The organism is Embleya sp. NPDC127516, assembly GCF_044765325.1.
GTDB lineage: Bacteria > Actinomycetota > Actinomycetes > Streptomycetales > Streptomycetaceae > Embleya.
In genome coordinates this window covers 227,485-250,163 of record NZ_JBIWJT010000006.1, presented here as the reverse complement: position 1 = coordinate 250,163, position 22,679 = coordinate 227,485, and the positions used below count along the sequence as shown (strand labels likewise).

Here is a 22,679-nt window from a genome sequence, read left to right as displayed (position 1 = left end):
GCCTCGGGTCGCCCGGTGGGTACCTGACGCCCGATTCCTCACATCACCCGATCGCCGGATTGAGCGAGATGTAGCCCGACCGACCGGGACGACGCACCGGGCGGAAATCTGGCATTCCTAGCGTGACGGAACGTCAGCAAGCACGCCCTCCCGGACAGGCAGGTCCCCGTGACGACAACCGTCAGCGCACCGACCCAGGCCACGCGCCCCCTCGACGACTGGCAGCCCGAGGACGAGATCTTCTGGGAGCAGGCGGGCGCCAGGATCGCCCGACGCAATCTGATCTTCTCGGTGCTCTCCGAGCACATCGGCTTCTCGGTGTGGAGCCTGTGGTCGGTCATCGTGCTCTTCCTCGGCCCGGCGTACGGGTTCGACCCGGCGCAGAAGTTCACCCTGACCGCCGTGCCGACCCTGGTCGGCGCCGCGATGCGGATCCCCTACACCTTCGCCGTGGCCCGCTTCGGCGGTCGGAACTGGACCGTGGTCAGCGCGCTGCTGCTCCTGCTGCCCACGGCGCTGATCGCGATCGTGCTGGAGCCGGGCGTCTCCTACAACACGCTGCTGCTCGTCGCGGCGGTCGCCGGAGTCGGCGGCGGCAACTTCGCCTCGTCGATGGCCAACATCAACGCCTTCTACCCGCAGCGGCTCAAGGGCTGGGCGCTGGGCATCAACGCGGGCGGCGGCAACCTGGGCGTACCGGCCGTGCAACTGGTCGGCCTCGCGGTGCTCGCGACCGCCGGCGCCGCGCATCCTCGGCTGCTGATCGCGGTGTACATCCCGCTGATCGTGATCGCCGCGCTGCTGTCCGCGCGGTACATGGACAACCTCCCCGGGTTGCGCAACGACAAGGGCGCGATGCGCGAGGTCGCCCGGGAGCCGCACACGTGGGTGATGTCGCTGCTGTACATCGGCACGTTCGGGTCGTTCATCGGCTTCGGGTTCGCCTTCGGTCAGGTGCTCCAGGTGCAGTTCCACGCGGAGTTCGCCACGCCCGTCAAGGCCGCCTACCTGACCTTCCTGGGGCCGCTGCTCGGCTCGCTGGTACGTCCGATCGGCGGCCTGCTCGCGGACCGCTGGGGCGGCGCGCGGGTCACCTTCTGGAACTTCGTCGCGATGGCCGGCGCCGCGCTCGTGGTCTACCTGGCGTCGCGGCAGGAGTCGCTCGGCCTGTTCCTGACCGGCTTCGTGCTGCTGTTCGTGTTCAGCGGCGTGGGCAACGGCTCGGCGTACAAGATGATCCCGGCGATCTTCGCGGCCAAACTCGGCCCGGGCCCGGCCGCGCGGCGCAAGTCCGGCGCGCTGATGGGCATCGCGGGCGCGATCGGCGCGCTGGGCGGAGTCCTGGTCAACATCGCGTTCCGCGAGTCCTTCCTGAACTCGGGCCGCGGCGACGCCGCCTACCTCGCCTTCCTCGCATTCTACGGCCTGTGCCTGGTGGTCACCTGGGCGGTCTACCTGCGGCCTTCGGCACGGCACCTGACCGGGGTGTAACGCCCCCGCCCCAGCCCCCGACCCCTCCCACACTCGCCCCCAAGCCCCGCTCGGCCCCCGGCACCAGCCCTGTGCCGAGCGGGGCTCCCCCGACCCACGTCCTTGCCCACCCCGACTCATCGGCAGCCCCACCCGGACCACCCTCGGCGCGTCAGCGCCCCCGACCCCAGCCCACCCCAGTGATCGACGCGCGAAGCGCGGAGAGCGGCGGAGCCGCAGAACTTGGGCTTCGTGACCCGGAGCGAAGCGGAGGGACACGAAGCCCCGAGCGAGGCACCGCTTTTTCTTGGAGGAGCGAAGCGGAGGAAAGAAAAAGCGGCGCCTCGCGAGCCGGCGACGAAGTCGCCCAACAAAAGCGGAGCCGGCGACGAAGTCGCCCAACAGACTTACTCCATGAAACTCCGTATCGGCGTAGGCATGAGCCCGCGCAACCCCGCCGACCCCGCGACGTTCGGCGAACTCGTCCGGCACATGGAGGACATCGGCGTCGACTCGCTCTGGCTGCCCGATCTGATCGGCGGCGACCTGCCCGACCCCCTCGTCGGCATCGGCTACGCGGCCGGTCGTACCGAGCGGCTCAAGCTCGGCAGCGGCGTCACCGTGCTGCCCGGCCGCAACCCGGTCGCCGTGGCCAAGGAGCTCGCCACCCTGGCCGCGCTCGCGCCGGGCCGCATCCTGCCGGTGTTCGGCGTGCAACACGCCACCGCGCGCGAACGGCCGCTGTTCCCGATTCCGGGCCCGCGCGGCGAGGTGATGGACGAGGCGCTCACCGTGGTCCGCCTCCTGCTCGAAAACGACGACGTCTCCTTCGAGGGCAAGTACCACAGTTACGAACACGCCACCGTGCGCCCGCGACCCACCCGGCCACTGGACCTGTGGCTCGGCGGCAGCGGCCCGAAGTCGCTGCGCCGGGTGGGTCGGCTCGCCGACGGCTGGCTGGGCGCCGCGCTCACCCCCGACGAGGCAGGCGCGGCCCGGCGCGCGATCGAGGCCGCCGCGGCCGAGGCCGGGCGTACCGTCGACGACGACCACTACGGGATGAGCCTGGTGGTCGCGTTCGACGGGGCTCCGGGCCGCGAGTTCGGGGCCTTGCGGCGGCAACGACCGGACGTGGACCCCGCCGAGCTGGTGCCCACCGGTTGGGCCGCCGCGCGCGAGCTGATCCGGCAGTACGCCGATGTCGGGGTGAGCAAGTTCGTGGTGCGGCCGGCCGGTCCACCGCTCTCGTGGACCGCGTTCCTGAACGAGTTCGCCACCGAGCTGTTGCCGCTGGAGACGTGAACGATCTTGCCGTACCCGCGAACTGACGCTCCGTAAGCAAAATATTGCGCACACTCGGGCCTGCCGGAATCGTACGGCCGGCCGAGCGGTCGGGAACCCCGGACCGCCGACCGGCCGCCCTTGCTCCTCGCGCCCACCTGCACCGCAGCGTCGGTCGACACGTGAACAGTCCCCGTATGCCCGGGAGTCGGTCCTGCCCTCCGATTGGCCGGATTCCGTACCTCGACACCGATCGAATCCGGCCGGCCGTCGCGCGGCGGCCGCCGCGACGGAGGGTTGCGCCCGGTCTGACAGTCAGTCAGGATCGCCCCCGTTCCCCTCCGGACGGCGCGCGCCACCGAGCGCTGCCGCCGGCAACGAAGGATGGAAATACACGTGTCGACTTCCCCCGCGACTCCGCTCTGGCTTCAGGGACGGGACGCCGTCGTTGCCGCCGCGGCACCCGGCGACTGGCGCGAAGAGGCCCCCGACTACCACCTCTCGCACACTGTGATGCCGGGCCAGCGCAGCACACGGCACGCCCCCGACTCGCTGGAGGCGATCGTCGAGAGCATCGTGCAGGTCTTCGAAATGGAGGTCTCGCACAAGAAGGACCCCAAGACCTGGGTCTCCATGGTTACCGAGCGATTCCGCACGAACGTCAACGGCGGCCCGTGGGCGAGCGCGCAGGACATCGTGGACCGAGGCAGCTACAACATCCTGATCGGCGACAGCATCTTCTACTCGCCGGGCGGGGAGAGCTTCGAGTCCTCGCACCACATCTTCCACACCGCGTTCCCCGAGGGCTTCTACTGGGAGGTCCTCGAAGTCCTGTCCCCGCCGCCCGTGGTTGCCTTCAAATGGCGGCACTGGGGCAGCTACACCGGCGAGTACAAGGGCTTCCGGCCGAACGGCGAGACCATCGAGATGTTCGGCATGAGCGTGGCCAAGGTCAGCGACGACCTCAAACTCGTCGAGGTCGAGCACTACTACGACCCCAACAGCTTCCTCGCCCAACTCACCGGCGGCTGCCCGGTCGCCCACGGAAGCTGACCCCACCCGACCCGCCGGACACCGAAGCCGAAGCACACCCCACCAGCGCCCGGGTGCCGAGCCCCTCCCCAACCCCCACCCGGCACCCGAGCCTGGGCTCTCGCCCCCTCGGCCCGACGCGTCGCGAATTCGCGCCCGGGTTCGAGCGTGTGGTCGATCGTCGGTGGGCTCGTCTGGCGGGTTACAGGCGGGGGGTGCGCATGCGGGTGAGGCGGCCGCCCTCGGTGGGGGTGGTGTCGCCGGTGTCGACCGTCAGGGAGCGGTAGGTGCCGGGGACGGTGGCCACCCAGAAGCGTTCGGCGAAGATCGTTGCCGGGGCCGGGAGTGTGAACCGGCCACGCCGGAACTCGACTCGCGGCGGTACGCCGTCGTTCGGCAGCACACCCCACGCGAGTGCCCACGACGGCTCGCCGCGCCCGGAACGCAGCGCGCCGCGCAGCAGCGTGCGACCCAGTGTGGTCCCGGCCACGGCCACGTCGATCAGCCGGTACCCCGTGTAGACCTCGAGCGCCGGTCGCCCGCGCGACCCCTTGCCCACGCGCATCGTGCAGTCGCTCAACCGCAGGTAGAGCTCGGTACTCGACTGCTGTAGGACATCGCTCATGGCGCGCTCCCCCGTTCGAAGCGCCCGATGGGACAGTCCCTCGGGCCCCACCAGGATTCGCTGTGGGGGCGGTCCCGCGCATCCACTGAACGAACCGTTTCCGCCGCCTCGCGTACTCCCTCTGTAGGACGGAGAAACCTTTCCCGCCTCACCCGAGCGAGCGAGTGACCGGCCCGCGCACCGTTCGCGCGAGCATGCGGGTCGTGTCCGAAACGGTCGGGCGGACTCCGTGGGCGCGCCGCCCGCGCCGCCGGTACAGAGCCTTCAGGCCGTACCCGGAACGGCCAGCCCGGTCTCGTACGCGCAGATCACCGCGTGCACCCGATCCCGCAGCCCGAGCTTGCCCAGGATGCTGCTGACGTGCGTCTTCACCGTGTGTTCGCTGACCACGAGCGCCTCGGCGATCTCCGCGTTGGACATGCCCAGGGCCAGGCAGCGCATCGTTTCCCGCTCGCGCGTCGTCAACACCGCGAGCCGCTCGGAGGGTTCGGCCGGGGCCTCCGTACGGGGCAGTCGGCGGGTGTAGTCGGCGATCAGCCGCCGGGTCACCGACGGCGCGAGCAACGCCTCGCCGCTCGCCACCATCCGCACCGCGTGGACGAGGTCGTCCCGCCGCACGTCCTTGAGCAGGAAGCCGGCCGCGCCCGCGTACAGCGCGTCGTAGACGTACTCGTCCACGTCGAACGTGGTGAGCATGACGATCCGACACGCCGGTGCCTCGGCGGAGACCGTGCGGGCCGCCTCTATGCCGTCCATCCTGGGCATCCGGATGTCCAGAAGCAGTACGTCCGGGCGGTGCGCGCGAACCGCCTCGATCGCCTCCACGCCGTCGCCCGCCTCGGCCACCACGCTGATGTCCGACTGCGCGTCGAGGATCATCGCGAAGCCGCTGCGCACCAGGCCCTGATCGTCGGCCACCACCACGCGGATCGACATCACGGAGCCCGTACCGCGTCGAGCGGGATCCGCAGCGCGACCTCGAAGCCCGGTCCGGTCACCCGCGGCCCGACCGTCACACTGCCACCGCACGCGCTCGCCCGTTCGCGGATGCCGACCAACCCGTGTCCGCCGCCCGGGCGCGGCCGCCCGCCCCGGCCGTCGTCGGTGATGGTGATCCTCATCGTGTCCTCGCCCCATTCGAGCCGCACCGTCACCGTGGTGGCCTGTGCGTGTCTGACCGTGTTGGTCAGTGCCTCCTGGACGACACGGTACGCGGCGATCTCCGCATCCGAACGCAGCGGTCGGCGCTCGCCGATGCTCTCGTACACCACCCGCAGGTCGGTCCGGCCGACCTCGGCGACCAGGTCGGCGATGTTGGCGACGGTGGGCTGCGGGGCCCGGGCACCGGCCTCGGCGTCCTCCTTGAGCGTGCCCAGGATTCGGCGGAGCTGCACCATCGCGTCGCGCCCCGCGTCGGCGATCGCGTCGAACGCGGCCTCCGCGCGAGCCGGATCGCTGCGCACCACCACCGGGCCGGCCTCGGCCTGCACGGTCATCAGGCTCACCGCGTGCGCCAGGATGTCGTGCATGTCCCGGGCTATCCGGGCCCGTTCCCGCGCGGCGGCGCGGGCCACCTCGGCGTCGGCGCGGCGGATCTCCAGGTCGCGCTCGTGCTCCAACCGCCGGGTGCGCTCCTCGATCCCGGCGATGTACGCGGTGCGGTGCCGGGTGGCCAGGCCGAAGGCGGCGGCCGCGGTCAGCGCCAAGACGTCGAAGGTGGCCTGTTGCGAGGGCTGATGCTTGGCGTACTCGACGGTCAGCGTGATCGGCAGGATCATCGCCGCGACCGTGATCCGCTCCCAGCGCCGGCCGAGCGCGAAGACCGTGTAGATCGCGATCGTCATGCCGAACTGGAACGCCTGCCCGGGGCGATGGTGCAACGAGGCCGGGACCGCGAACATCGCGACCACGCACGCCACCACGAACGGCCGCCGGCGCCGCCAGATCAGCGGGATCGCCGTACCGGACAGCAGGAAGAACCCGATCCGATACGGCGAGCGCCAGGCGACCAGGAACGGCAGCGACACCATGAACTGCACCATCAGCGCGATCAGGATGTCCACGAGTCGCGGATCGGTCCGCCGCAGGATGTCCAGCGTGTGTTTGGCCCGGTCACGGACGTGCCGGTCGGCGCCGCGCTCGGCGGGATGGTCGGACATGCGGCCTACTCCAGGGTGGTGTGTACCGACAGTGTCGCGGGTGATCGTCCATCGCCGCCTCGCTCGCGCGAGGGATACGCGCGGAAGGCGCGAGCGTCTCGCGACAGGCCCGCCGAGTGTTCCCGCGAGGCCCGCCGAGTGTTCCCACGAGGCCCGCCGAGTGTGCGTGCGAGGTCCGCGAGCGTTTCCTCCGGACCCCGCCCGGCCCGTTCGGCCGATGCCCACCCAAGTGCGCCGCGCCCCCGGTGAATCGGGCGAATCGCTCCGCCGGCGGCGAACGCGCACCCCGTTGGCAATTCCGGTGGCGTCGCGTCTGGTACGACTGGTGCCATGGCTACCGGCAACCGCTTCGTCCCCGACCCCGACCGTCCGACGCCGGCAGCGCGTCGCGGCCTGCCGGCCATCGCCGTCTCGGGCCGGACAGGGGCGGAGCCGTGCGGCCGCTGAGGCGCGGCCAGGTGTGGACGATCCCCACCGTCGGCCGCGACCGCACCTTCATGATCGTGCAGAACGACCACGTCGCCGCACTGCACCCGGGCGCCGCCCTGTGCGCGCTGGTGGACACCATCGGCGACCGGCAGGAGTCGCTGGTCACGGTCCGGATCACCACGCCGGTCAACGGCGTCGTGCTCGCTCCCGACCTGTACACGTCCCGGCATCGCCGGTTCGAACAGGGCACCTATCTCGGCGATGTCGCGCCGGACGAGATGGAGCGGGTCGACGTCGCGCTGCGCGCCGTCCTGGGTCTGTGAGGCAGTCGGTGACGTCGTCGGCGCATCCGACGGCCGGCACCACCCGGGACGGCGCGCGGCCGGGCCGCGCTATCTGGGCAGCGTGATCCGAAACGTGGTGCGCCCGGGTTCGGAGTCGACCGTGACCGTGCCGTCGTGCCGCTGGACGATGATCCGGTAGGAGATGTCCAGGCCCAGGCCGGTGCCCTCGCCGAGTGCCTTCGTGGTGAAGAACGGCTCGAAGATCCGGTCCTGGATGTCGGGCGCGATGCCCGGCCCGCTGTCCTCGATCTCGATCACCACCGACGCCGCGTCCGCGTGGGCCCGCAGGGTCAGCGTGCCCTTGCCGCCCATCGCGTCCGCGGCGTTGTCGATCAGGTTGGTCCACACCTGGTTGAGCTCGGCCGGGTACGCCTGGATCTTCGGCAGGTCCGCGGCGTACTCGCGCTCGACCCGGATGTCGCGCAGCGGGCCGGCCAACATCGCCACCGTGCTGTCCAGGCCCTTGCGCAGGTCGGTCTCCTGGTACGGGGCCCGGTCCATCTGGGTGTACTGCCCGGCGGCGGCCAGCAGTTCGGTGATCCGGCCCAGCGCGTCGGCGACCTCGTCGAGCAGCGCCTCGCCCTCCAGGTTGGCGGCGAGCCAGGTCAACCCCGGGCGCGCCGCCGGGCCGAGCGCGGCACCCGCGTCCCGCGCCCAGTCCTCGTACAGGCCCACGTTCACGAACGACGGCGCCGTCTCGTACGCGTCCGCGATGTCCAAGTCCTCGAAGACCTCGGCCACTTCGTCGGTCCGATCGGAGAACTCCAGCGGGCGCAGCCGAGGCGCCTCGCCGGCCCGGTGCGCCAGTACCTCCTCCTGTAGGCGCTCCAGCGCCGCCAGCGCCTCGGCGCTCGCGCCCGTGCGGGCCAACTCGGCCCGGGCCGAGCGCAGTTCGCCCAGTCGGGTGCGCAGGTTCGCGGCTGCCCGCTCGGCCGCCGCGGCCGGGTTGCCCAACTCGTGGGTGAGCCCGGCGGTGAGCGTGCCCAGGGCCACCATGCGCTCGCGCTGCCCGACCACCGAGCCATTGCGGCGCGCGCCCAGGAACATGCCCGCGACCAGGTGCGCGGCCATCGGGAACCACTCGGTGAAGGCTTGCGCCAACTCGGCCGCGGGCAGCACGAAGAAGGTCGAGTCGACGTGAGTGCGCGCGGTGTTGCCGTACGCGTGCACGGCCGGTGTCGCGTCGTCGTCGCCGTCCAGCGCGAGCGCGGCGCCGACGTAGGCGCCGCGCATCGACGAGCGGTGCACCTCCAACTCGCCGCCGCGCACCATCCGGTTCATGGTGACCTCGCCGGAGAGCAGCACGAAGAAGCACTCGCCCGGGTCGCCCTCGTGGTACAGCGTGGTGTTCGCCGGGAACGCCTTGACCTTGCCGTGCGCGCACAGCCAGTCCAGGTGCTCGTCGGCGAGCTTCTCGAACAGGAAGAGCGTGCGCAGTTCCTCGGGCGGCAACACGTCGCACACACTCATCGCGAGCCCTCCGTCGCCGGGATCCGGGTGTTCAGGGTGTCCAGGTAGCGGTGCACCAGCATCACCGTCATCGCGCCCTCGCCGACCGCCGAGGCGACCCGCTTGACCGAGGCCGCGCGCGAGTCGCCGGCGGCGAACACGCCCGGCACGGCGGTCTCCTGGACGAACGGCGGTCGATTCCAGCCGTCGAGCTCGCCGTCGCAGTCGTCGAGGAGTTCGCCGCCGGTGAGGATGTAGCCGTCCCGGTCGCGGCGCACGCCGCTGCCGTCCAGCCACGCGGTGCGCGGGCTGGCGCCGATGAACACGAACAACCACGACGCGGGCACCGTCTCCTCCTTGCCGGAGTCACGGTCACGCAGGGTGAGTTCGCGCAGCCGGCCGGTGCCGTGCGCGTGGGTGATCTCGGTGCGCACGCGCACCTCGACGTTGGGGATCTGCGCCAACTGCTCGATCAGGTAGTGCGACATGGACGCCTCCAGGCCCGCGCCGCGCACCAATATGATCACTCGGCGGGCATAGCGGGCGAAGAACACCGCGGCCTGACCCGCCGAGTTGGCCGCGCCGACGATGTACACGTCCTGGTCGCGGGTGTCCGGGCCGGTGGTCAGCGCGGCGCCGTAGTACACGCCGCGGTCGGTGAGCTCGGCCAATCCGGGCGCCTCCAGGGTGCGGTAGGACACACCGGTGGCAAGCACGATCGCGTGGCCCCTGGCGACCACGTCGCCGTCGCACGAGATGGTGCGCACCTCGCCGTCCACACCCAGTTCGGTCACATCGCGCGTACTGACTATCTCGGCGCCGAACTTGAGCGCCTGACGACGTGCCCGGCCGATGAACTGCGATCCGGAGATGCCGTCCGGGAAGCCGAGATAGTTCTCGATCCGCGAACTCTGGCCGGCCTGCCCGCCGGTGGCCTGGCGCTCCACCAGCAGCGTGCGCAGTCCCTCGCTGGCCGCGTATACCGCGGCGCCCAGGCCGGCCGGGCCGCCGCCGACGATCACCACGTCGTACAGGTCGCCGGAGGCGGTCACGGACAGGCCGACGTACTCGGCCAGTTCGCCCTTGGACGGGCCGCGCAGCACGGTCGAGTCCGGCGCGATCACCACCGGCACGTCGGCCTCGGTGGTACCGGTCTCGCGCATCAACCGCCGCGCCTCGGCCTGGGTCACGTCGTACCAGCGGTAGGGCACGCCGTTGTTGGCGAGGAAGTCGCGCAGTTCGAAGGACGGCGCGGAGAAGCGTGCGCCGATCACCGTGGCCCAGCTCTCGTCCGGCACCGGCGCGGTCTCCCACGCGGTGATCAGCGAGTCCAGGACCGGGTACAGGCGTTCCTCCGGTGGATCCCACGGCTTGAGCAGGTAGTGGTCGATGTCCACGTCGTTGATCGCCCGGATCGCCGCGCCGGTGTCCGCGTAGGCGGTCAGCAGCACCCGTTTCGCGCGTGGGTAAAGGTGTGCGGCCTGTTCCAGGAACGCCACGCCGTCCATCTGCGGCATGCGCTGGTCGGCGATCAGCACCGCGACCTGCTCGCCCCGCTCGTGCAGTTCGGCCAGCGCCTCCAGGGCCTGTGCGCCGGATTCGGCGCGCACGACGCGGTGTCGGTCGCCGTACTGTCGCCGCAGGTCACGGGCCACGGCGCGGGACACGGCCGGATCGTCGTCGACGGTGAGCAGGACGGGCTTGTCCACGGATTTCCTCACGGGCATGGGCGGAAGACGGAAGGGAGCCACTGCCCGGAACCGGCCTCGACCATGCCCCGGACAGCGCGCCCGCCACGTTATCCTCTCGCCGAAACCCGCAGGTGGAGAGTGTCCGCGCGGGTCCGCCGCGACCGGGTGGGCCCGGCGCCGGGCGATGCGGTGCGCGAAGGCGGCGGTCCCGCGGGTGTCGCCCCGCGGCTCAGTCGACCATGCCCGCCTCGTAGGCCACGATCGCGGCCTGAACCCGGTTGCGCACCCCCAGGCGGGCCAGGATCGCGCTCACGTGCGTCTTGACCGTGCCCTCGACCAGGTGCAGTCGACGGCCGATCTCCGCGTTGGCCAAGCCGGCGCCGACCAGCGCCAGGACCTCCCGCTCGCGCGCGGTCAGCAGCGCCACGCGCGCCCCGGCGTCCACCTCGCGCGCGGGCCGGCCCGGGACGATCCCGCTGATCACCCGCTTGGCCACCTTCGGGGACAGGTACGCGCCACCCTCGGCCGCCGCCCGCACCCCCGCGATCAGTTCGCGGGGATCGCCGGACTTGAGCAGGAAACCGGTGGCGCCGCTGTCCAGCGCGGTCGCGATGTACTCGTCCTCACCGAACGTGGTCAGGATCACCACGGCCGTGCCCGGTACCGCGCGGCGCAGTTCGGCGGTCGCGGCCAGGCCGTCCAGGTTCGGCATCCGGATGTCCATCAGCACCACGTCCGGGCGCCATCGCCGGGCCTGCTCGATCGCCTCGCGGCCGTCGGCGGCCTCGGCCACCACCTCGATCCCGGGGTCGGCGGTCAGCACCATCCGCACGCCGGTGCGGATCAGCCGCTCGTCCTCGGCGATCAGGACCCGGATGCTGGTAGTGGACTGCTCGGTGGTGCTCAACGCGGTGGCTCCTCGGGTGGGTGCGTGGACGGGGTGCGGTGGGGTGCGTGGGATGGGATGGATCGGGCCCGCCCGGTCGTCAGCGTGTGTCGTCCCGGTCGCGTCGCTGTTCGAGCGGCACGTCGTCCTTGGCGACCAGCACACCGCGGACGAAGCACAGGCGGAACAGCCGGCTCGGCAGGAAGTCGCCGTTCGTGTAGTACTCGCACGCGGCGCCGGTCGGGATCGGCGGTTCCCGCTCCGGGCGTTGGTCGCTCGGGTCGTCCGGCAACATCGAGGCCAGTTCGGCGCGGGTCTGGCCGATCCGCATCCGGTCGAAGTCGCCCGGCGCCACCGCCTCGCCCTGGGTGGTCAGCGCGTACGCCGATCCGGCGAGCAGCACGCCCGCGCCGGTCCACACCAGCGCCTTGACGAACCGGCGGCGGATGCGCCGACCCTGTTCCACGTGGCCGGCGGTGTCCGGACGGGCCGGCGCGGCGTGGTGCGGGAGGTGGGCCAGCACCCGGAACCCGTCCGCGTCCGGCTCCGCGGTCAACGTGCCGCCCAGGAGTCGGGCCCGCTCGCGCATCCCGACCAGGCCGTGGCCGCTGCCGACCGGCGCGGACTCGGCCGGACGCGGGGCGGGCCCGTTGGCGACCTCTACGGTGGTGCGCTCGCGGCCGTGGGTGACCGTGATCCGCACCACCGCGCCCGGCGCGTGCTTGGCCGCGTTGGTCAGCGACTCGCGCACGATCCGATGCAGCGCGAGATCGACCATCGGCGGCAGCGCGACCGGCTCGGCGGTCGGCTCGACCGTGTGGCGGATCACCATGCCCGAGGCGCGGCAGCGCGCGACGAGGGTGTCCAGGTCCTCGTGCACCGGGTCCACCGGCGCCGGTTCGTCGCTCTCCCGCAACACGCCGATGATCTCGTGCAGCCGCTCGGTCGCCGCGCCCGCGCCCGCCCGCAGTTCGCCGGCCCGCTCGCGCTGCGCGTCGGTGAGCGTCGCGTCGAGTTCGAAGGCTGCGGCGCGCAGGGCGATCAGGCTCAGGTCGTGGCCGAGCGAGTCGTGCATGTCCTGGGCGATCCGGGCCCGTTCGCGCAGCCGGGTGCGCTCCTCGACCAGGTCCCGCTCGCGTTGCAGCCGTGTGGCCTGTTCCCAGCCGCGTCGATGCAGCGCGAGCCACTGATAGCGGTAGCGACCGATCAGCCAGGGCATCGCCGCCAGGCCCAGCAGTTCGGCGGGCAGCACCGAGAGTTCGGCCGTGTTCGGCGACTCGAGCCAGGCCCCGAGCGCGGCCGGCACCAGCACCGAGACCAGCCGCCACGGCAGGCCCGGTCCGTCCGCGGAGCGCCGCCCGGCCAGGAACGCGGCGAGGGCCACGGCGGCGTAGCAACGGGCGTCCTGCTGAGCAAGGAACACGGTCAGCGCGAGCGCGGCGGGCGGATACGTCCGGCCCAGCACGGCGCCGCCGACCAGGCAGATCGCGAGCGTCGCGGCGTGCGTGGCGGACAGCGGCAGTGGTGCGTTGACGGTCAGCATGCCGATGCCGAGCAGGGTCCACAGGGCCAGGTCGGCGGCCCAGGCGGCGGGGGTGGTGCGCATGGTTGTGACGGTATCGACCCGCAGGGTCGCGACACCTCCGTCGAAAGTCGTGTGCCATGTCTGCCGGCGCACGCCGAACATGCCTAACGTGGCGCTATGTCCGAGAAACGACGCCGCCCGCACCGCGAGACCGTCCAGGCCCTCGTCGGCGTGGCCGTGATCGTGATCGGCTTGGTGGCGACCCTCGTCCTGCACTTCACCCACGACTCGGACGGGCCGCGGCCGACCCCGGTCCCGGTGCCGATCAGTCCCACGGCGCCCGCGGTGCCGGGGTCGAGCGAGGTGCCCGGCGAGCCGGCGGTGCCGGGGGAGTCGTGTTGCACGCCGCCGCCGGGGCCGGTGGCTCTGGACGACGGCGCGCCCTGAGGTCGGGCAACCTGCTCGGCCGACCCGCCGTGGCGTTTGCAGAGAACCATTTGCAGAGACTTCTTTGCCAAGAGTCCTTTGCAGAGAAGTCTCTGCATATTAGAGTCGAGCCATGCCCAATCCACTTCCGCGGATGGACGCCCGCAGCCTGCGTGGCCTGGCCCACCCGCTACGCATGCGCATCGTCGAACTTCTCAAGCTGGACGGCCCCGCGACCGCCACCCGGCTCGCCGCGCGACTCGGCGAGAGCACCGGCACGGTCAGTTGGCACCTGCGCACGCTGGCCGAGCACGGCTTCATCGAGGACGACCCCGACCGCGGCACCAAGCGCGAGCGCTGGTGGCGGGCCGTCTACAACCCGCGCCAGCTCAACACCAGCGACTTCCGGGACGACCCGGAGACGAGCGGCGCGCTGGCGGTCTACGAGGACGAGGCCCTGCGGCAGCAGGCCGAGCGCATGGTGGCCACATACGCCGACGCCCAGGAGATGGGCCCGGAATGGGTGCGGGCCCGAGCCGTCTCGGACTGGAGCGGCGCGCGACTGACGGCCGATCAGATGGCCGAGCTCAACGATCGTGTGGTCGCGCTCGTGAGCGAGTACACGCAAGCACCGGAGCAGCCCGGCGCGATCACGGTGGTGCTGCAGTACCAGGCCCTTCCGCGCCGATCCCAGGAACCGACATGAGTGGACTGCTGCGCCGGCACCGCGACTTCCGACTGTTGTGGTTCGGTGAGACCGCGGGCAAGTTCGGCGCCTCGGTCACCAGCGTCTCGATGCCGCTGATCGCGGTCTCCACGCTGGACGCGAGCACGTTCCAGGTCGGCCTCCTCAGCGCGGCGGCCTGGTTGCCGTGGCTGCTGATCGGGCTGCCGGTGGGCGTGTGGGTGGACCGAATAGCGCGACGTCCGATCATGCTCGGCGCCGCGGCGGCGTCCTGCGCGCTGTTCCTGGCGGTTCCACTGGCGCACTTCGCGGGGTTGTCGAGTGTCGGCCTGCTGCTGGCGATCACGCTCGCGACCGGGGTGTCCGCGGTCTTCTTCCAGACCGCGTACACCGCCTACCTGCCGAGCCTGCTGGGGCCCGCCGACCAAGCCGAGGGCAACAGCAAGTTGCACGGCAGCGCGTCCGCCGCGCAGATCGCGGGGGTCGGTGCGGGCGGCCTGATCGCGCAACTGGTGGGCGCGGTCAACGGGATGTTCGTCAACGCGGGCACGTTCCTGACCTCGTTCACGTGTCTGCTGGGCATCCGGCACCGCGAACCGCCGCACGAGCCGGGCGGGATGGCCGGAGCGGCCGGGGCGGCCGACTCGGGGACCGGACGTTCGCTGGTGCGCGAGATCGGCGAGGGCCTGCGGTTGGTCGCGCACGACCGGTGGTTGCGTACGTTCGCGCTGTTCGGTGGCGCGTCCAATCTCGGCCTGGTCGGGCTGCAATCGATCCAAGTGGTCTTCCTGGTCCGGACCGTGGGGGTCAGCCCCGGCGTGGTCGGCGGCCTGATCGCGATCGGTTCGCTCGGGGGCGTCGCGGGGGCGTTCGTCGGGCGCCGGGTCGCGGCGCGGATCGGCACCGCGCGGGCCACGATCGTGTTCGAGTTGGGCCTGCCGGTGCTTGTCCTGCTGGTGCCGCTGACCGGTGGGGGCGTACGGCTCGTGCTGTTCATGGTGGGCAACTTCGCGATGGTGGCCGGCGTCGTGGCGGGCAACGTGATCAAGGCGGGCTTCCAACAGCGCTACTGCCCGCCGCGGTTGCTGGGTCGGATGACCGCGAGCATGCAGTTCGTCAACTACGGCACGATCCCGCTGGGCGCGGTCCTGGCCGGCACCCTGGGCTCGACGATCGGGGTCCGTCCCACGGTCTGGGTGATGGCGGCGGCGATCCCGGCCGCGGCCCTGATTCTGCTCTTCTCGCCGATGGCCCACCAGCGTGATCTGCCCACGGCCAGGGAGGACGACGTCGACACGCGCGTGGCGCAGCGGGTCGCGTGAGATCGCGCGTCGGTCCGGAACGCACTGCCGGTCCGGAGCCCCGGGTGGGACTCGGGACCGGCGTGCGCGTCCGTCGTGTCAGCGGTAGGGCGGGGCGGGGATCAGGCTGTTGCCCCCGCGCCACGGGCCGGGCGGGGGCGGCGGTGGGACGCGGGTCGGGGGTGGCATCCGGGGACTGCGTCGGCGAGGTGCGCTTGTCCGGCTTCGGCGATCCTGCGCCTGCGCTCGGCGACTTCTCGGGGCGTCATCAGGTACGGCGGGACGACCGTCGCCGAGTCCTGCACGGGCGGGCCGTCGTCGATGGCGGGGGAAAGGGCAGGCGGTACGAAGGTGCGCCACTGGGGGTGGGTCTGCGGCTTCGGGTTGGCGGGACGGCTCGGTCGGGGGCGCTTCGGCGCGGTAGGTCGGGCGGGCTGCCCGTCCGGCGTCGGCGGGGTGCGGCGTCGGCGCAGCCATCCGAAAACGGCAGCGATAAAGTGGGTCACGTCGTCAGCTCCTCGTAAGCTGTCGGCCGATCCCGGGACCGTTCCAGCGGTCGCCGGGGCTCTTTCATGTGTGGGTCACGACGGGGTCGTTACCGGGCGAGTAGCGATTTCCATCGCTGGGCTTGGTCGGGTAGGTCTCGGGCGTTGGCTTCCGCCGTCGCCCCGGTGACGAATGCGCGGATGCCGGCGTTGGATGCCGCGCGCCATGCCGGGAATTCGCGCAGCCACGCGTGTGCGGATTCGGTGGTGTGTTCCGACCAGAGCAACAGCAGGTATACGTACGCGAGTTCGGCCCAGGCGGGACCGATGGCGGACATCCCCCAGTCCACGAAGTAGGCGCGTCCGCCGGCACTGTCGTCTTCGATGAGCACATTCCAGGGGTTCAGGTCGGTGTGCAGCAGGTGTGTTCCGCCGAGGAGGGCGCGTTCGGTCGGTGTGAGGTGTTCGGCCCAACGGTCCGCGAGACAGGGCAGGGCGAGTCCGTGCGGCGGGCGTACGCGGCCGGCTCGGCTCAACGCGTAGGCGAGGGGCGACAGGTCGGATCCGCCGGGGGAGACGTCGGCGTAGCGGCCTTGTACGTGCGTGAAAAGCAGTACGTCCCAGCCGGGCGGCGTGAGGTGGGCGAGCAGGGTCGGGGCGACACGTCCGCCGACCGAGGGGGCGGCCAATGCCTCTCGTCGTTGGTGGTCGAGAGCCTTGCCGTTCGTGGTTGGCGTGCCCTTGACGAACACCCGGCGTCCGGGGGCTCGCAGCACGGCCGTGAAGGGTGATGTCAGGCCCTCGCCGGGTGGTTCCGCGGTGCGTACGGGCCCCGTGACCGTCTCGATGTCCGCCCGGACCGTGTCGGGTAGTTCGGTCCATGTCCAGCGGCGTTCCATGGGTTGCCTTTCGCTTCGGTCACGGGGCCGATCGTCTACTTCTTCCTGCGGACCGCCGGGCACTTTCGGCAGCGGTCTTCCCCCGACCAGTGCCACCACTCGTGCGAGCAGTTCTCGTTCCCACCTGTGATTTCGTAGTCGTCGTCTGCCATGTGCCCCACCTTGCGCGTCGGTAGTGCTCGGATGGTGCGGACCCCGCCCGGTGTCCTTCCCAAACATTCGGGCGGGGCGAACATGAGGGTCAACGTGGCGACTTGACCCGGTACAACTCGGAGCCCTTCAGCAGGTACGGCATGCCGGTCGGTGGACACACCATGACCACTTGGTCGTTGTCGAGCCCGGCGGAGTCCTCGGCCCGTTCGACGCATCCGGCGGGATGGGCGTCGTGGCCGAGCCCGGGGCGCGGTGCGACCCAGTCGCCGACGGAGTGGCGCAGGGGCCCGGGCCGTTCTCGCGGGGGCAACTCCCGTGCCACGACGATCGGCACGGCTTCCCCGTCCAGGCCGACCACGAAGCCCGCTCCACAGCTCACAACAACCGTCCGCAGGGTGCACCCCGAACGACCAACCGGGGATACCGAGCACGAACCCGACGGATGATCCACCGCCGAATGGCGTACTGATCCACGCTCAACGTCCGCACCCCACCGGGCGGATGCATCGACTTCGTCATGCCACTCCCTTGCAAGAGCACACGCCCCGGCGCCGGGACCACACGCGACCGAGACCGACGCCGGGGCAGTTCAAGGCGCGACGGATCGGCCGCGCGACAGGGCGCGGCCGACTCCCAAGATCACCAGTGAGTGTCGGTGATGTCGCTTTGAGTAGCGTGCACCCGCAAGCGTCAGTGATGCAACCTTGCTGGAGAAAAGGTTGCACGGATTGGATCACGGTAGGCAGTGCAAGACGGAAGCGAGAGACTGAGCGCATGACAGCGGCAGAGCGCTACATCCCGCGTAGGCCCACGGTGCAAGGACGCAACCTGGGCGCACAGTTGCGGCGGCTCAGGGACGAATCCGGCGTGTCCGCCGACGTGGCGGCAGCGTGTCTCGAATGTTCACGCGCCAAGATCTCCCGGATGGAAACCGGGCACGTTCCCGTGCGTACCCGCGACGTCCGGGACTTGCTTGATCTCTACGGCGTGGATGATGAAACCCTGCGCTCTCACCTGGAGGGGCTGGCAAAAGGCAGCACGGCACCCGGTTGGTGGTGGACGTATGACGACACGTTGCCACCGGCCTACGCCGATTATCTGGACTTGGAACGCAAGGCGAGCGAAGTCCACACTTGGCAAACTGTCCTGGTTCCCGGTCTGCTTCAGACTCCGGATTATGCCCGCGCGATCACAGGCGTCAACCCTGCGGCTGCCAAACCCGAGAGTGTCGAAACCTTCGTAAAGGTGCGACAGGAACGGCAGGAGCGATTTTGGCGCGATCCCAAACCGGGAGAAGAGCCAACGCGTCTTTCCGTGGTTCTCTGGGAGCCGGTCATCATGGCACCGATGGGCGGTAGGGAGACGATGCGAGCACAGCTCAAAGCCTTGATCACTCGTTCCGAAGACCCACGAGTGAACCTGCAAGTGCTGCCTTTGTCGGTAGGGGCACATGCCGGCGTCAGCGGTTCGTTTGTTACGCTGCACTTTCCTTCGGATCTGGATAGCGATGTAGTGTACTGCGAAAATCTAACCAGCACTCTTTTCATGGAAAAGACAGTAGAAACGGATGGCTATCGCCAAAGTTTCGAACTTCTTTCCTCGGCGGCTGAAGGGCCGGCGGAAACTCGTGCCCGACTGAAGCGCATACTGGATTCACTGTGATCGAGGGGCGGTAGCGTTCGTGCAGAATGGCCAAATAGGGAAATGGCGAGTGTCCAGCTACAGTGGACCGAACGGCGAATGTGTGGAAGTGGCTCTCTGCTGCAACTCGACAACGGCCGTGCGCGACAGTAAGGACCCGGGTATCGGTCACCTCGTGATCACACCGGCCGCGTGGACAGCTCTTTCGGTCGCTCTCCGCGCCTAGCTGTGCCCCTGACGCCCCGTCATCCCGACTGGCGGATTCCAGGGGTCGTTGCAACACGTGGTTGATCGGGCTGCGAGAGACGCAGGCGCTCGGCTGGGGTTACCCGGTCGAGCGTTTTGCGTGGGCGGGCCTGGCCGGGGCCGTTGTAGCCGTCTACGATCCTTGCGACTTCATTGCACGCATCGTGAAGGACCTGAGTTGAATCACACCGACGGGCGCGACGCGACAAGTACGCCTTATGCGTGGCGGAAGAGCACCCACAGTGCCAACCAAGGGGACTGCGTAGAGGTCGCGCCGGGCTTTGCGGTCGTCCCGGTCCGTGACTCGAAGGACCCGAGTGTCGGGTGCCTCGTTGTCGGCGCGTCCTCCTGGGTGGCCCTGACCGCAGCCCTTCGCGCATAGGCATCCCCGGGCGCGGGTAGTTGCTGCGAGCACATGCCTCAGGGCCCAAGCCGTGACGGCCCGGAGCGCAATTACGAGCGAGTGCCGGTCGGTTGGGAAGGCGAGGCGTCGAACGGCAGGTCTCGGTGGAAGACGGCCATCGGCTGGTCGGGGCCGTTGTAGTCGTCGACGATCCTCGCTTCGAAGCCGAGGCTGCGATGGAAGGCGATCGAGCCGGTGTTCCCGACCGACGTGATCGCCTTCAACCGCCGTGCACCCTGACGTTCCGCCGCTTCGGCGAACGCCGCATACAGACGACGTCCGAGACCGCTTCCGCGAGCATCGTCTCGCGTGGCGATCAGGTGCACGTACCCGGTGCCCTCCGGGGTGACGAACCCGAAGACGTACCCACGGATACCGTCCTCGGCTCGGGCGACCAGGCAGGTCGCACCGAACTCCTGTACCAGTGCGAGTAGATGCAGCGATCGGAGATCGCGTTTGCCCCAATAGCGGGGGTGGTCGGCCAGGACCCGGTGGTAGTCGCCCACCTCGGCCGGTGTGATGCGGATACCCATGACGAGGATCATGGCAGTGTCACCGAGCGTTCAACGGCGTGGGCCCGAGTCCGAGGCGTCGACGTGCCGGGGGTGGGCCATCGTGGAGAGGTGGGCCGCTGTCGCGCGTAGCTCCGTGATGTATGTATGGCGCTCCGTCGGGCCTACGGCATTGCGTAGGGGCCCGATTTGCAGCTCGTGCGTTGGGCGGCCCCGGGGGTCGCGGACGGGGGCGGCCAGGTAGCTCAGGGGGAGGGGTTCGTCCGAGGTCAGGTCGGCGTCCGTGTACGGGTGGGCGCTGATCGAGGCGAGTTGGGTGCGGACGCGTGCGCGGAGGGCGGTTCGGCCCGGGTGTTCGTCCAGGAGGCCCACCACGTCCCGCAGGACGGCCAGCAGTTCCGTCGAGTCGGTGCGTGGGCGCCACGCGGCGACCCCGTGGGAGCGGATCGTGTCCAGGGCCGGCGCCAACTCCGGTGCGTGGGCGAGCCACGCGGCCCGTTCGGCAGCCGGCCGCCACGGCATCACCGACGCGCCCGCGGGTGGTCGCAGCGGAAGCCGGGTGCCCACCTCGATCCCCGCCGGCACCAGTCCCGGACCCGGCTCCACCACGAGGAAGACCACGTGGTCCGTACCGACCAGGGACAACGCCGCCCCGCAGCCGACCCGTTCCGCGAGCCCCGCCAACACCTCCGCCGCATCGTCCGGCGGCCGAACCCGCGCGTGTACCGCGTCGGCGACCGCCAGCAGACCCGGCCCCAGCGTGTAGAGGCGATCGGCCCCACGCTGCACCCACCCCGGCGACTCCAAGGCGGCAAGCACGGCGGTCGCGGTGGACCGGTTCAGGTCCAGGCGCGCGGCCACCTCCGACACGCTCAACCCGACCGGCGCGGCGGCGGCGATCAACTCGACGACGGCCACGACCCGATCGGTGGGTGGCGAAGCAACCATGAGGACCTCTTGTCCGCGCTCGACGTCATGCCTAGAGTCAATGAATATACGTCACTTCGGCGACGAATATTCGTCAACCACTCATCGACGACAGGTGGTTGCGATGCGACGCCGAGGGCTGACCGGGGAGTCCGGATGAGCGATGTGCCCGTGGTGCGTGACTTGGACGCGCCCTTCGACATCGAGGGATACGACTTCGCCTTCGACGACATTCCGAACCCGCACGAGTTGATCGCGGCGGCTCGGGCGCGGAAGCCGTACGCGCTCGTGCCGTTTCTGGGGACGCGCGCGGTGATGTTCCTGACCCACGATCTGGTGAGTGCGGCGTTCAAGGACGAGGAGTCGTTCCCCGCGGCCGCGATCTACTCCGCGACCACCGAACCCGTGCTCGGGCACACCATCCAGTGCATGCGCGGCGCCGAGCACCGGATCAACCGCAAGCTCGTGGTGCCGGCCTTCCGCCGCAAGATCGTCACCGACCAGGTCGAGGCGATCCTGGAACCCCTGGCGCATGAACTCGTCGACCGCTTCGAGGCGCGTGGAGAGGCCGACCTGGTCACCGAGTTCACGCACGGCTACCCGGTCCAGGTGATCACCCGGCTGCTCGGGCTGCCGGTCGACGACGAGGAACGTTTCCGCCGCTGGGCCGTCGACCTGTTCCACTTCCCGATGGCGCCGGACGCGGCCGAGCGCGCGTCGCGCGAGTTCACCGAGTACGTCACGCCGATCGTCGCGCGCCGCCGGATCGACCCGGGCGACGACCTGCTCTCGACGCTGGCCGGCACCGAGGCCGAGGGCCGCCGGCTCACCGACGAGGAGATCCTGTCCTTCCTGCGGCTGCTCTTCCCGGCCGGTGCCGACACCACCTACCTGGCCCTGGGCAACGCCCTGTACGCACTGCTCACCCACCCCGAGCAGTTGGCCCGCGTGCTGGCCGACCCGGACACGGAACTGGAGTGGGCGGTCGAGGAGTCGCTGCGCTGGGAGCCGCCGGTGGGACTGCTGCCCCGGATCTGCCCCGCGCCGGTCCGCGACTGGCAGGGTCTGGGACTGGACATACCGGCGGAGACACCGCTGATCTTCGCGATCACGGCGGCGAACCGGGACCCGGCGCACTACCCGGACCCCGACGTGTTCGACATCGGCCGTCGGGTCCGGCCGACGCTCGCCTTCGGCGACGGTCCGCACGTGTGCCTGGGCACCTGGCTGGCGCTCGCCGAGATCCGGGCCGCGCTCAAGGTGCTGCTGCAACGCCTGCCGACGATGCGACTCGCCGAGCCGACCCGAATCCGGGGCCTGCTCGGCACCGCGCTCCGCGGCCCGGAGTCGCTACGGGTGCGCTTCGACCGCTGAGGCGCGCGCGGGCCCCGGACGGCGGCGGTCGGTACCCCGTCCCACCCGACCGGCGCCGCGACCTCCCCGGCCCCGCCGGGGAGAGCGTTCGTCGTGACGACGGCCGCCGACACGACGAGGTAGTCCGCCGACTACCTAAACCGCCTGCTCGGCCGGGGTTGTCGGGTCGGTTGCCGCGTCGAGGCGGGTGACGTTTTGGAGGAGGCCCCAGACGAAGTCCAGGCGGTAGGTCGCCGCACCCTCGGTGATCAAGCTCCCCCACCGACTCGGCGCCGATCCCTCCACATGGCGCAGTTGCGGGAACGCGAGGGCGACGTCGCCGATCACGAACTCCCACGGCCGCAGGTCGGCCACCGTCTCGACGGGCGGAATGCCGGCGGGATCGGCTCTGACCAGCCATTCCTGCCAGACCCGCCCGTCGGGGCCGGTGAGCACCTCGAAACGCAGCCCCGGCCACAGTGGCAACACCCACCACTGGGCGTCGGCGGTGAGATCCCCGATCCTGCGCTCGGCCCGGCCGGCCGGTTCGCCGAGCGCGGCCCGGTACGCGCGGCCCGAGCCGCCGACCGAGCGGGAGCGCACCATGCGCTGCCATTGCGCGTTGACCTCGCGCATCCGCGTGCGGGTGAACTCCAACTCGCGGACGGCGTCGGCGACCAGGTCGGGTTGGTAATCGCTCATGCGTCGCAACAACACCAGACAGAATTGATCCGGTCCCACGGTGCTCTCCGTACTC

23 protein-coding genes are annotated in these 22,679 nt (G+C 70.7%); 11 read left to right on the top strand and 12 right to left on the bottom strand.

The genetic code is table 11. The features are described from left to right. Positions 1–168 precede the first annotated feature (168 nt). The 3 genes from ACIRL2_RS14235 (at position 169) to ACIRL2_RS14225 (ending at position 3,804) form a co-directional block, all read left to right on the top strand. Positions 169–1,491, top strand: coding sequence for a nitrate/nitrite transporter (locus ACIRL2_RS14235; RefSeq protein WP_395865569.1), 1,323 nt, complete (start codon positions 169–171; stop codon positions 1,489–1,491). A 393-nt stretch (positions 1,492–1,884) separates the two neighbouring features. Then, positions 1,885–2,772, top strand: coding sequence for a TIGR03854 family LLM class F420-dependent oxidoreductase (locus ACIRL2_RS14230; RefSeq protein WP_395865568.1), 888 nt, complete (start codon positions 1,885–1,887; stop codon positions 2,770–2,772). A gap of 375 nt (positions 2,773–3,147) precedes the next feature. Further along, a complete protein-coding gene (locus tag ACIRL2_RS14225; protein ID WP_395865566.1) occupies positions 3,148–3,804 on the top strand; it encodes an ester cyclase in 657 nt (218 codons plus the stop codon). A 181-nt stretch (positions 3,805–3,985) separates the two neighbouring features. On the opposite strand, the gene ACIRL2_RS14220 is transcribed toward ACIRL2_RS14225, so the two are convergent. The 3 genes from ACIRL2_RS14220 to ACIRL2_RS14210 all read right to left on the bottom strand — a co-directional run bounded on the left by ACIRL2_RS14220 (position 3,986) and on the right by ACIRL2_RS14210 (position 6,567). Further along, positions 3,986–4,408, bottom strand: a complete 423-nt coding sequence (locus tag ACIRL2_RS14220) for a hypothetical protein (RefSeq protein WP_395865563.1) — start codon at positions 4,406–4,408, stop codon at positions 3,986–3,988. A 264-nt stretch (positions 4,409–4,672) separates the two neighbouring features. Further along, positions 4,673–5,344 (bottom strand): response regulator, encoded by a 672-nt coding sequence (locus ACIRL2_RS14215; protein ID WP_395865561.1) that lies wholly within the window; start codon positions 5,342–5,344, stop codon positions 4,673–4,675. After that, entirely contained in the window at positions 5,344–6,567 is a 1,224-nt protein-coding gene (locus tag ACIRL2_RS14210) for a sensor histidine kinase (RefSeq protein ID WP_402232195.1), read from the bottom strand. Before ACIRL2_RS14210 ends, ACIRL2_RS14215 begins: the two co-directional genes overlap by 1 nt. Positions 6,568–7,001: 434 nt before the next feature. Here ACIRL2_RS14210 and ACIRL2_RS14205 point away from each other — a divergent pair, with 434 nt between their 5' ends. Continuing rightward, on the top strand, positions 7,002–7,319 hold the full coding sequence (locus ACIRL2_RS14205) for a type II toxin-antitoxin system PemK/MazF family toxin (protein ID WP_395865557.1): 318 nt from the start codon (positions 7,002–7,004) through the stop codon (positions 7,317–7,319). Positions 7,320–7,388: 69 nt separating this feature from the next. Here the strand turns inward: ACIRL2_RS14205 and ACIRL2_RS14200 are convergent, their stop codons facing one another. The 4 genes from ACIRL2_RS14200 to ACIRL2_RS14185 form a co-directional block, all read right to left on the bottom strand. After that, entirely contained in the window at positions 7,389–8,810 is a 1,422-nt protein-coding gene (locus tag ACIRL2_RS14200) for an ATP-binding protein (RefSeq protein WP_402232193.1), read from the bottom strand. Next, on the bottom strand, positions 8,807–10,516 hold the full coding sequence (locus ACIRL2_RS14195) for an FAD-dependent oxidoreductase (protein WP_395865554.1): 1,710 nt from the start codon (positions 10,514–10,516) through the stop codon (positions 8,807–8,809). Before ACIRL2_RS14195 ends, ACIRL2_RS14200 begins: the two co-directional genes overlap by 4 nt. Positions 10,517–10,709: 193 nt before the next feature. After that, positions 10,710–11,387: a response regulator gene (locus tag ACIRL2_RS14190; RefSeq protein WP_395865552.1), complete on the bottom strand. Its 678-nt coding sequence runs from the start codon at positions 11,385–11,387 to the stop codon at positions 10,710–10,712. Positions 11,388–11,466: 79 nt separating this feature from the next. After that, positions 11,467–12,972, bottom strand: coding sequence for a sensor histidine kinase (locus ACIRL2_RS14185; RefSeq protein ID WP_395865550.1), 1,506 nt, complete (start codon positions 12,970–12,972; stop codon positions 11,467–11,469). A gap of 96 nt (positions 12,973–13,068) precedes the next feature. Between ACIRL2_RS14185 and ACIRL2_RS14180 the strand changes: the two genes are divergently transcribed. The 3 genes from ACIRL2_RS14180 (at position 13,069) to ACIRL2_RS14170 (ending at position 15,324) form a co-directional block, all read left to right on the top strand. Beyond that, complete coding sequence (locus ACIRL2_RS14180) at positions 13,069–13,338, top strand: hypothetical protein (protein WP_395865548.1); 270 nt, start codon at positions 13,069–13,071, stop codon at positions 13,336–13,338. Positions 13,339–13,450: 112 nt separating this feature from the next. After that, positions 13,451–14,023: an ArsR/SmtB family transcription factor gene (locus ACIRL2_RS14175; RefSeq protein ID WP_395865546.1), complete on the top strand. Its 573-nt coding sequence runs from the start codon at positions 13,451–13,453 to the stop codon at positions 14,021–14,023. After that, positions 14,020–15,324 carry an MFS transporter gene (locus ACIRL2_RS14170; protein ID WP_402232190.1) on the top strand — a complete coding sequence of 435 codons (1,305 nt, stop codon included), beginning with the start codon at positions 14,020–14,022 and terminating at the stop codon, positions 15,322–15,324. The genes ACIRL2_RS14175 and ACIRL2_RS14170 overlap by 4 nt, the downstream gene beginning before the upstream one ends. Before the next feature lie 574 nt (positions 15,325–15,898). On the opposite strand, the gene ACIRL2_RS14165 is transcribed toward ACIRL2_RS14170, so the two are convergent. Next, positions 15,899–16,687, bottom strand: coding sequence for a phosphotransferase family protein (locus ACIRL2_RS14165; protein ID WP_395865542.1), 789 nt, complete (start codon positions 16,685–16,687; stop codon positions 15,899–15,901). Between the two features lie 241 nt (positions 16,688–16,928). Then, entirely contained in the window at positions 16,929–17,219 is a 291-nt protein-coding gene (locus ACIRL2_RS14160; protein WP_402232188.1) for a hypothetical protein, read from the bottom strand. Between the two features lie 395 nt (positions 17,220–17,614). Between ACIRL2_RS14160 and ACIRL2_RS14155 the strand changes: the two genes are divergently transcribed. The 3 genes from ACIRL2_RS14155 to ACIRL2_RS14145 are packed head-to-tail and all read left to right on the top strand — an operon-like array spanning position 17,615 to position 19,109. Then, the gene (locus ACIRL2_RS14155; protein ID WP_402232186.1) at positions 17,615–18,502 is read left to right on the top strand and encodes a helix-turn-helix domain-containing protein; all 888 of its coding nucleotides are present in this window, start codon (positions 17,615–17,617) and stop codon (positions 18,500–18,502) included. A 19-nt stretch (positions 18,503–18,521) separates the two neighbouring features. Next, positions 18,522–18,707, top strand: coding sequence for a DUF397 domain-containing protein (locus ACIRL2_RS14150; protein WP_402232184.1), 186 nt, complete (start codon positions 18,522–18,524; stop codon positions 18,705–18,707). 57 nt (positions 18,708–18,764) lie between these two features. Beyond that, positions 18,765–19,109, top strand: coding sequence for a DUF397 domain-containing protein (locus ACIRL2_RS14145; protein ID WP_402232378.1), 345 nt, complete (start codon positions 18,765–18,767; stop codon positions 19,107–19,109). 71 nt (positions 19,110–19,180) lie between these two features. Here the strand turns inward: ACIRL2_RS14145 and ACIRL2_RS14140 are convergent, their stop codons facing one another. Together ACIRL2_RS14140 and ACIRL2_RS14135 are read right to left on the bottom strand one after the other, a co-directional pair. Further along, positions 19,181–19,675, bottom strand: a complete 495-nt coding sequence (locus ACIRL2_RS14140; RefSeq protein ID WP_402232182.1) for a GNAT family N-acetyltransferase — start codon at positions 19,673–19,675, stop codon at positions 19,181–19,183. An 18-nt stretch (positions 19,676–19,693) separates the two neighbouring features. Further along, positions 19,694–20,590 (bottom strand): helix-turn-helix domain-containing protein, encoded by an 897-nt coding sequence (locus tag ACIRL2_RS14135; RefSeq protein WP_395865530.1) that lies wholly within the window; start codon positions 20,588–20,590, stop codon positions 19,694–19,696. A 135-nt stretch (positions 20,591–20,725) separates the two neighbouring features. On the opposite strand from ACIRL2_RS14135, the gene ACIRL2_RS14130 reads away from it, so the two are divergent. Beyond that, positions 20,726–21,943 (top strand): cytochrome P450, encoded by a 1,218-nt coding sequence (locus tag ACIRL2_RS14130; protein ID WP_402232180.1) that lies wholly within the window; start codon positions 20,726–20,728, stop codon positions 21,941–21,943. Between the two features lie 135 nt (positions 21,944–22,078). Here ACIRL2_RS14130 and ACIRL2_RS14125 read toward each other — a convergent pair whose 3' ends face one another. Next, positions 22,079–22,663 carry a hypothetical protein gene (locus ACIRL2_RS14125; protein WP_402232178.1) on the bottom strand — a complete coding sequence of 195 codons (585 nt, stop codon included), beginning with the start codon at positions 22,661–22,663 and terminating at the stop codon, positions 22,079–22,081. Between the last annotated feature and the right edge of the window lie 16 nt (positions 22,664–22,679).